This is a genomic window from Tepidanaerobacter syntrophicus, assembly GCF_001485475.2.
Lineage (GTDB): Bacteria > Bacillota > Thermosediminibacteria > Thermosediminibacterales > Tepidanaerobacteraceae > Tepidanaerobacter > Tepidanaerobacter syntrophicus.
Genome location: NZ_DF977003.1, coordinates 570199 through 579392 on the forward strand (window position 1 = coordinate 570199; position 9194 = coordinate 579392).

At 46.4% G+C, this 9194-nt stretch carries 5 protein-coding genes, 3 tRNA genes and 3 rRNA genes; all 11 read right to left on the reverse strand.

The window, feature by feature from the left end; translation table 11 throughout:
* Positions 1–10 precede the first annotated feature (10 nt).
* Positions 11–595, reverse strand: coding sequence for a Holliday junction branch migration protein RuvA (ruvA, locus tag TSYNT_RS11740; RefSeq protein ID WP_059034269.1), 585 nt, complete (start codon positions 593–595; stop codon positions 11–13).
* A gap of 2 nt (positions 596–597) precedes the next feature.
* Entirely contained in the window at positions 598–1098 is a 501-nt protein-coding gene (gene ruvC, locus TSYNT_RS11745; protein ID WP_059034271.1) for a crossover junction endodeoxyribonuclease RuvC, read from the reverse strand.
* A 90-nt stretch (positions 1099–1188) separates the two neighbouring features.
* Positions 1189–1917: a YebC/PmpR family DNA-binding transcriptional regulator gene (locus tag TSYNT_RS11750; RefSeq protein ID WP_059034273.1), complete on the reverse strand. Its 729-nt coding sequence runs from the start codon at positions 1915–1917 to the stop codon at positions 1189–1191.
* A 43-nt stretch (positions 1918–1960) separates the two neighbouring features.
* Complete coding sequence (nadE, locus tag TSYNT_RS11755) at positions 1961–2683, reverse strand: NAD(+) synthase (RefSeq protein WP_059034275.1); 723 nt, start codon at positions 2681–2683, stop codon at positions 1961–1963.
* A gap of 13 nt (positions 2684–2696) precedes the next feature.
* On the reverse strand, positions 2697–3332 hold the full coding sequence (locus TSYNT_RS11760; RefSeq protein WP_059034278.1) for a YigZ family protein: 636 nt from the start codon (positions 3330–3332) through the stop codon (positions 2697–2699).
* 700 nt (positions 3333–4032) lie between these two features.
* Positions 4033–4107, reverse strand: a tRNA-Asn gene (locus TSYNT_RS11770).
* 21 nt (positions 4108–4128) lie between these two features.
* Positions 4129–4240: ribosomal RNA gene (gene rrf, locus TSYNT_RS11775) — 5S ribosomal RNA — on the reverse strand.
* Between the two features lie 44 nt (positions 4241–4284).
* A 23S ribosomal RNA gene (locus TSYNT_RS11780) occupies positions 4285–7246 on the reverse strand.
* Positions 7247–7354: 108 nt separating this feature from the next.
* A tRNA-Ile gene (locus TSYNT_RS11785) sits at positions 7355–7431 on the reverse strand.
* Positions 7432–7450: 19 nt separating this feature from the next.
* A tRNA-Ala gene (locus TSYNT_RS11790) sits at positions 7451–7526 on the reverse strand.
* Positions 7527–7594: 68 nt separating this feature from the next.
* A 16S ribosomal RNA gene (locus TSYNT_RS11795) occupies positions 7595–9118 on the reverse strand.
* The 16S, 23S and 5S rRNA genes sit together here with 3 tRNA genes alongside, the layout of an rRNA operon.
* Positions 9119–9194: the final 76 nt, after the last annotated feature.

Consider the following 9194-nt stretch of genomic DNA (forward strand, 5'->3'; position numbering starts at 1 on the left):
TTTTCACCCTTTATTTCGACATTTTTTTAAGTGCAGCTTTAATTATATCTTCTAAGTTTTTGCTATCTTTTACCAAATCATCGCTTAAGGCTAAATTAACCTCCGCCGAGCTAAATCCCAAAGAAATAAGTGCTTCCTTTGCTTCCGAAATATAATCTTCGGTGTCTTCGTCTGGAGTTGACACAGGAAGATCTTTGATTCGATCTTTTAGCTCAATTATGATCTTTTGAGCTGTTTTTTTTCCTATTCCAGGAACCTTTGTTAGTTCATTAACATTTTCTGTTAAAATTACATTCTTTAATTTTGCTGCATCCATTAACGAAAGCACCGAAAGTGCCACTTTAGGCCCCACACCTGAAACCTTATTTAAAAAAAGATATGCTTGTCGCTCTATTTTATCAAAAAAGCCAAAAAGCTCTATTGCATCTTCTTTTAGTAATAAATGTGTGTAAAGTGTAATAGTCTCGCCTTTATAATTTTTAATTTTATCGTAACTATACATCGAAATATCGGCTTTTATACCTACGCCGGATATGTCCACAACAGCAGTAGTAGGTTCGACAAAAACCAGTTTACCTTTTATGTATTCTAACATGGCTAAAATCCTCTGGAATCTATTATATTTTGGAGCTTATATGAATGCATATGGCATAAAGCTACTGCCAGTGCATCGGCGGCGTCATCCGGTTTTGGCAGCTCGTTCATGTCAAAATAAATCTTTATCATCTGCTGAACTTGAATTTTATCCGCATGGCCGTATCCTACTATTGCTTGTTTTACCTGAAGAGGCGTGTATTCATATACATCGATATTCGACAGCGCAGCAGACAAAAGCGCAACTCCGCGCGCTTGTCCCACAGAAATTATAGTCTTAGCGTTTTTGTTAAAAAACAGTTCTTCAACAGCTATTGCATCAGGTTTGTAATTATCTATCAGCTCAAGGTAGCCGTTGTGCAATATCCTTAATCTTTCTGGAATTGAAACTTTAGGAGATGTCCTTATTGTTCCATAGTCAACAATATATGGCTTGCCCTTCTCATTTGAAATTATTCCATATCCGCTTATAGCAATGCCGGGATCTATTCCCATTATCAACATAAAAATCACCCTTAGTGTAATTCTACATCTAACGGTGATTCTCCTTCTTTAAGCATATAAAATTGGAGGTAGTTTGTGATTTAAATTAATCTACTCAGCAGGTTCATAGTTTGTATAGACATTTTGGACATCATCGTGGTCTTCTAATGCCTCTATAAGTCTTTCAACTTTTTCACATTCTGATTCAGACAAGCTTAAAGTAGTTTTGGGTATATAGGTCAAATCCGCAGAAAAAATCTTAATCCCGTTTTTCTCAAAAGCATCCTTTACAGCCGCAAAGTTTTCAACGCTTGTTGTAACTTCAATCGAATCTTCCTGCTCGTCCACATCTTCAGCCCCTGCATCTATGGCAAGCATCATTATCTCTTCTACATCTGTGCTGTCATCTTTTTCAATAATTATTAAACCTTTCTTTTCAAACATCCATGCAACACAGCCTGTTTCGCCGAGATTTCCTCCGTGTTTATCAAATATATGCCTCATCTCTCCTGCCGTACGGTTTCTATTATCTGTTGTAGCATCAACTAGGATAGCCACACCGCTTGGGCCATAGCCCTCATACATGATTTCCTCATAGTCGGCACCACTAAGTTCGCCAGTTGCTCGTTTTATGGCTCGTTCTATATTTTCATTAGGCATATTCACCTGTTTTGCTTTTTCAATTACGTCTTTGAGTTTTGAGTTTGAGTTAGGATCGGGGCCGCCCTCCCGAACCGCTACAATGATTAATTTGCTGAATCTGGTATAAATTTTCCCTTTTTGAGCATCCATCTTGGCTTTCTTGTTCTTTATATTTGCCCATTTAGAATGACCCGACATATTCCGAATTCCTCCTTTTGAAGATAATACATAGAAAAAAATATTACTCTAATATAAACTCCGGTTTTTTTGCAAGTGACCGCTTGTGCTCGCTTCTTTTATTCAACAGCTCTATGCGCTCTTTTATTTTTGGATCTGCTTTGCCGGTTAAAATGTAGTTGTCTAACTCTTCGTAAGTAATACCCATTTCGCTCTCATCGGTTTGTCCGCTCCAAAGACCTGCGCTAGGCGCTTTATCAATGATTTTTTGCGGTATACCTAAATAAGATGCCAGTATCCTAACTTGGCTTTTTACAAGATTTGCAATGGGCATCAAATCGGCCCCACTATCTCCATGCTTTGTAAAATAGCCTACCACAAGCTCGCTTTTATTTTCTGCCCCTACGACAAGATAATTATTTAGCCCTGCGTAATAATATAATGTTGTCATACGCAAGCGAGGTTTGATATTAGCTTTTACAAGCTTATCTTCGGTTTCATCAACAACTTTAAGAAACTCATCATAAACACTATCTAAGGTAACAACTTTATATTTTATATCGAACTTTTCAGCCACAAGTTTTGCATCAAGTTCATCGTTTTTGTCGCTATGGCATGGCATTATAAGACCTAATACATTGTCGCCAAACGCTTTTTTGCATAAAACGCTTACAACCGACGAATCTACACCTCCGCTCATACCAAAAACAGCTCCACTGGCCCCTGCGTTTTTAACATAATTTTTTAACCATTCAACTAACTTATCACAAAGTTTTTCCATATCCATATAATACCCCTCCTTACATATCAACTGCTATAAAGCACGATCCTGTAAGTTGCATTTGAGCGGTTCCAGAAGTGATATTTAGCACAAGTTTTTCTAGATCGCATATAGAACTTTTAGGGATGCATGCCTTAATTTTAACATTTTCAGCATAATCTGTATCAAATATTTTTATGTTCCGCTGCTCAAATTCCCACTGCAACTTTCCTAGTATATCATAATTTATGACAATTTCATATATATTACAATTAACTTTCCTTATAATACCCGAATTTTTTATGCCTCTTGCGGCACTTTCACTATACGCCCGCACTAAGCCACCGGCTCCAAGTAGTATACCGCCAAAATACCTTGTAACCACTATTAAGACATTTCGCAAGTTATTTGCCTTAATAACTTCTAACACAGGTCGTCCGGCGGTTCCGGAAGGCTCGCCATCATCACTGAATCTTTGGATTTCATTGTTTAAACCGGTGGTATATGCATAAACATTGTGTGTTGCGTTCCAATGTTTTTTTCGGACCATTTCCAGTAAATGCTCTGCTTCATCGGCATTTTCTACAGGAAAAACATTAGATATAAATTTAGATTTTTTGCATTCATATAAGCTCTCCGACTGCCTTGCCACTGTAAAAAATTCATCTACACACATAATAAAAACTCCTAAATTTGTGAACTATTCAGCATTGAAATACCGAACTCGTAATTATAGGCTACAAACTTTAATACACCTGACCTATATATTACCAGCCTGCTCAATACCGCTGCTAGTTGCTCTTTAGCCATTATATCATAAAATAAATATTCAAACCACCCTTTAAAACCGGGCAACTTTCTCACTCTCCCCCAGGCTCTTAAAACTTCCTCTTCAGCAATATGCAATTTTAAATAAAGAATCTTTGCTCGCATCTTCCGGTGTAAGTAAAGATTCTTTCGCTTTCTCAGGATGTCAAATTGGGCATATCTTAGGGCAAGTTTAAGAATATCTTAGAATAGAGGTTTAGCAATCTCTAGATGGCACAACTAGTCAAATTTTGGGCAGCCTTATCACGATAAGCATTGCGGCGGCAGGCCTTAAGTGTCAGACAGTCTAAGTATGCGTCCGCACATGTGTTTAGTTAGCAAGCCTTGGTGCGACAAATCTGAGCATGTATTGCTGAGTATTAGTATGATAAGTATTATATAGCAGGCAGTATGAGCATGTGTTGGTAAGTCTTAGTATGACAAGTTTAAAGGCAGGGGTTCATATATATTGAGATTGGGTAAGCCTTATTTATGCAGGCTTAAGGTTTAGAAAGGGCCTAATGTAAAGTTAGAACCTAAATATGTATTAAAACTTTTGTACATAAAAATGGCTCCTCGAGCAGGATTCGAACCTGCGGCCCTTCGGTTAACAGCCGAATGCTCTACCGCTGAGCTATCGAGGAACGGTTTAGATATGAATAAATTCTCGGCAGCGACCTACTCTCCCGGGCAATGCCCAGTACCATCGGCGCTGGAGGGCTTAACCTGTGTGTTCGGGATGGAAACCGGTGTTTCCCCTCCGCTATGGCCACCGAGAATGTATTTTGCTGTACCTTCAAAATTACACAGTGAGGAAAATTTTGGTCAAGCCCTCGGTCTATTAGTATCGGTCAGCTCAAAGCCTTGCGGCTCTTACACCTCCGACCTATCTACCGGGTAGTCTTCCCGGGACCTTACTCCCTTAATGGGATGGGATACCTTATCTTAGGGAGGGCTTCGCACTTAGATGCTTTCAGCGCTTATCCCTGCCGGACTTGGCTACTCAGCTGTGCCGCTGGCGCGACAACTGATACACCATCGGTCCGTCCACCCCGGTCCTCTCGTACTAGGGGCAGCTCCCTTCAAGTATCCACCGCCCACGACGGATAGGGACCGAACTGTCTCACGACGTTCTGAACCCAGCTCGCGTGCCGCTTTAATGGGCGAACAGCCCAACCCTTGGACCCTACTTCAGCTCCAGGATGCGACGAGCCGACATCGAGGTGCCAAACCTCCCCGTCGATGTGGACTCTTGGGGGAGATCAGCCTGTTATCCCCAGGGTAGCTTTTATCCGTTGAGCGACGGCCCTTCCATACAGTGCCGCCGGATCACTAAGCCCGTCTTTCGACTCTGCTCGACTTGTTGGTCTCACAGTCAGGCTACCTTATGCCTTTGCACTCAATGCACGATTCCTAACCGTGCTGAGGTAACCTTTGGGCGCCTCCGTTACCTTTTAGGAGGCGACCGCCCCAGTCAAACTGTCCACCTGACAATGTCCCGCATCCGGATAACGGAGTGCGGTTAGAACCTCAGCATCAAAAGGGTGGTATCCCAAGGGCGGCTCCCCGGATCCTGACGAACCCGGTTCTGTGCCTCCCACCTATCCTGTACATTTGATGCCGAAATCCAATATCAGGTTGCAGTAAAGCTCCATGGGGTCTTTCCGTCCTGTCGCGGGTAATGAGTATCTTCACTCATAATACAATTTCGCCGGGTCTCTTGTCAAGACAGCGCCCAAGTCGTTACGCCATTCGTGCGGGTCGGAACTTACCCGACAAGGAATTTCGCTACCTTAGGACCGTTATAGTTACGGCCGCCGTTCACTGGGGCTTCGGTTCACACCTTCGCCTTGCGGCTAAGCGTTCCCCTTAACCTTCCAGCACCGGGCAGGCGTCAGCCCCTATACATCGGATTTCTCCTTAGCAGAGACCTGTGTTTTTGCTAAACAGTCGCTTGGGCCCATTCACTGCGGCCTTTTCGCCTTAGGTTACCCTAAAGCTACTCAGGCACCCCTTCTCCCGAAGTTACGGGGTTAGTTTGCCGAGTTCCTTAACAAGAGTTGTCCCGCTCACCTTAGGATTCTCTCCTCGCCTACCTGTGTCGGTTTGCAGTACGGGCACCCTTGGCCTTGCTAGAGGCTTTTCTTGGCAGTATGGGTTCAGCTGCTTCGTTACTTAAATTTCACTCCCCATCACGCTTCAGCCATGGCCTGACGGATTTGCCTATCAGGCTTGCCTTTGCGCTTGGGCACGCTCTACCAACGGCGTGCTCAGCCTACCCTCCTGCGTCACCCCATTGCTCATAGCGGCCTTAGGTGGCACTGGAATATCAACCAGTTGTCCATCGCCTACGCATTCACTGCCTCGGCTTAGGCCCCGGCTTACCCTGAGCGGACGAGCCTTCCTCAGGAAACCTTAGGCATTCGGTGGACAGGATTCTCACCTGTCTTTCGCTACTTATACCGGCATTCTCACTTCCTGTAAGTCCACACAGCCTTTCGGATGTGCTTCTGCCTTGCAGGAACGCTCCCCTACCACGCAAGCTGTTGCTTGCATCCGCAGCTTCGGTGTAAACCTTTAGACCCGTTACATTTTCGGCGCAGCACCACTCGACCAGTGAGCTATTACGCACTCTTTGAATGAATGGCTGCTTCTAAGCCAACATCCTGGTTGTCTTCGCGGTACAACATCCTTTCCCACTTAGGTTTACTTAGGGACCTTAGCTGACGGTCTGGGCTGTTTCCCTTTCGACTATGAAGCTTATCCCCCACAGTCTGACTCCTAACTATCGCTCCTCGGCATTCGGAGTTTGATAGGGTTCGGTAACATTTTCGGCCCCTAGCCCATTCAGTGCTCTACCTCCGAGGGCGAAAAGTTAAGGCTAGCCCTAAAGCTATTTCGGGGAGAACCAGCTATCTCCGTGTTCGATTGGCTTTTCACCCCTACCCACAGCTCATCCCATGACTTTTCAACGTCAACGTGGTTCGGGCCTCCACGAGAGGTTAGTCTCGCTTCACCCTGTCCATGGGTAGATCACACGGTTTCGGGTCTACCGCGCAAAACTTGCGCCATTTTAAGACTCGCTTTCGCTTCGGCTGCGGAGCTTAACTCCTTAACCTTGCTTTGCGCGGTAACTCGCCGGTCCGTTCTACAAAAAGTACGAGGTCGCTTTCGCTTCCTCCGGTTGTAGACACACGGTTTCAGGTTCTATTTCACTCCCCTCCCGGGGTTCTTTTCACCTTTCCCTCACGGTACTAGTTCACTATCGGTCGTAAGGTGGTATTTAGCCTTGGGAGATGGTCCTCCCGACTTCCTACGGGGTTCCTCGTGCCCCGCAGTACTTTGGAACTGCCGGCTAGGAAATCAAGTTTTGCATACAAGGCTTTCACTTTCTATGGCCCTGCTTTCCAGCAGAGTTCTGCTACTTTATTCCTTCGCCTGCCTACCGCTGTTGGCTTGGCAGTCCATAACCCCATATATGCAACGGCAGCGGCCTTACACATATATGGTTTGGGCTCTTCCCCGTTCGCTCGCCGCTACTGAGGGAATCGAATGTTTCTTTCTTTTCCTCGGGTTACTTAGATGTTTCAGTTTACCCGGTTAGCCTCCCATACCTATGGATTCAGTATGGGATACTTGAGGTTCGCCTCAAGTGGGTTTCCCCATTCGGAAATCTCCGGATCGTAACTTGCTTGCAGCTCCCCGGAGCGTTTCGCCGCTAGCTGCGTCCTTCTTCGCCCCCTTACGCCAAGGCATCCTCCGTGTGCCCTTATTCGCTTGACCTATGCGAAATTGTTAAAAATTGATATTTGGAACTTGATATTTGGATTTGATGCTTTGTTTTCCTCACTGTGTAGTTTTCAAGGTACAGAAATGAAAAAATCTGCTAATTGGTGGGCTTGGATGGACTCGAACCATCGACCTCACGCTTATCAGGCGTGCGCTCTCACCGCCTGAGCTACAAGCCCAAGAATTTTTCTTACTGTATGGTGGAGATGAGGAGACTCGAGCTCCTGCCCCCCTGCGTGCAAAGCAGGTGCTCTCCCAACAGAGCTACACCCCCATAAAATAAATATGAGAGAGGATGGTCTCTCAAAACTAAACAGAGTTATGCCCGGTCATACTCCTTAGAAAGGAGGTGATCCAGCCGCACCTTCCGATACGGCTACCTTGTTACGACTTCACCCCAATCGCTGACCCACCTTCGACGGTTAATCCCGGCTTCGGGTGTTGCCAACTTTCGTGGTGTGACGGGCGGTGTGTACAAGGCCCGAGAGCGTATTCACCGCGGCATGCTGATCCGCGATTACTAGCGATTCCGACTTCATGCAGGCGAGTTGCAGCCTGCAATCCGAACTGAGACCTGTTTTTAGGGATTAGCTTAGGATCGCTCCCTTGCTGCCCGTTGTTCAGGCCATTGTAGCACGTGTGTGGCCCAGGCCATAAAGGGCATGATGATTTGACGTCATCCCCACCTTCCTCCGTCTAATCGACGGCGGACTACATAGAGAGCACACCTATAAGTGCTGGCAACTAAGTATAAGGGTTGCGCTCGTTGCGGGACTTAACCCAACATCTCACGACACGAGCTGACGACAACCATGCACCACCTGTATAGGCTCCCTTGGTTTCCCAAGGGTCGATTCCGTTTCCGGTCTCTACCACCTATATGTCAAGGCCTGGTAAGGTTCTTCGCGTTGCTTCGAATTAAACCACATGCTCCACCGCTTGTGCGGGCCCCCGTCAATTCCTTTGAGTTTCAACCTTGCGGCCGTACTCCCCAGGTGGGTCACTTATTGCGTTAGCTCCGGCACGGATGGCTTGACCACCACCCACACCTAGTGACCATCGTTTACGGCTAGGACTACCGGGGTATCTAATCCCGTTCGCTCCCCTAGCTTTCGCGCCTCAGCGTCAGTGATAGGCAAGGAAGCCGCCTTCGCCACTGGTGTTCCTCAAGGTATCTACGCATTTCACCGCTACTCCGGGAATTCCACTTCCCTCTCCTACACTCAAGAGATGCAGTTTTATCGGCAAGCCCGTGGTTGAGCCACGGGTTTTTACCGGTAACTTGCATCCCCGCCTACACGCCCTTTACACCCAGTAATTCCGGACAACGCTCGCCCCCTACGTATTACCGCGGCTGCTGGCACGTAGTTAGCCGGGGCTTCCTCTTTGGGTACTGTCCTTTTCATCCCCAATGACTGAGCTTTACGACCCGAAGGCCTTCATCGCTCACGCGGCGTCGCTGCGTCAGGGTTTCCCCCATTGCGCAAAATTCCCCACTGCTGCCTCCCGTAGGAGTCTGGACCGTATCTAAGTTCCAGTGTGGCCGGTCGCCCTCTCAGGCCGGCTACCCATCGTTGCCTTGGTGGGCTGTTATCTCACCAACTAGCTAATGGGACGCAGGCCCATCCATGACCGCTAAATCGCTTTCTTTACACCCCATTGGATGCGTAAAGGTATCGGGTATTACCTTCGGTTTCCCGAAGCTATCCCCGTGTCATGGGCAGGTTACCTACGTGTTACTCACCCGTCCGCCGCTAAGTTTGGCCGGTTTTAACCGAAATTAAAACCGGCCAAACTCCGCTCGACTTGCATGTGTTAGGCACGCCGCCAGCGTTCGTCCTGCGCCAGGATCAAACTCTCATGTTAATGTTTTATATCGTTGCTTTAAAAGCTTGGATACAAAAGAATTGAATTATGGTTTATCGTTTCAGGCATAACACTG

Bases quoted from the DNA above. Each gene is read 5' to 3' on its own strand.
- ruvA (WP_059034269.1), bottom strand. From the start codon at position 595: ATGTTAGAATACATAAAAGGTAAACTGGTTTTTGTCGAACCTACTACT.
- ruvC (WP_059034271.1), bottom strand. From the start codon at position 1,098: ATGTTGATAATGGGAATAGATCCCGGCATTGCTATAAGCGGATATGGA.
- TSYNT_RS11750 (WP_059034273.1), bottom strand. From the start codon at position 1,917: ATGTCGGGTCATTCTAAATGGGCAAATATAAAGAACAAGAAAGCCAAG.
- nadE (WP_059034275.1), bottom strand. From the start codon at position 2,683: ATGGATATGGAAAAACTTTGTGATAAGTTAGTTGAATGGTTAAAAAAT.
- TSYNT_RS11760 (WP_059034278.1), bottom strand. From the start codon at position 3,332: ATGTGTGTAGATGAATTTTTTACAGTGGCAAGGCAGTCGGAGAGCTTA.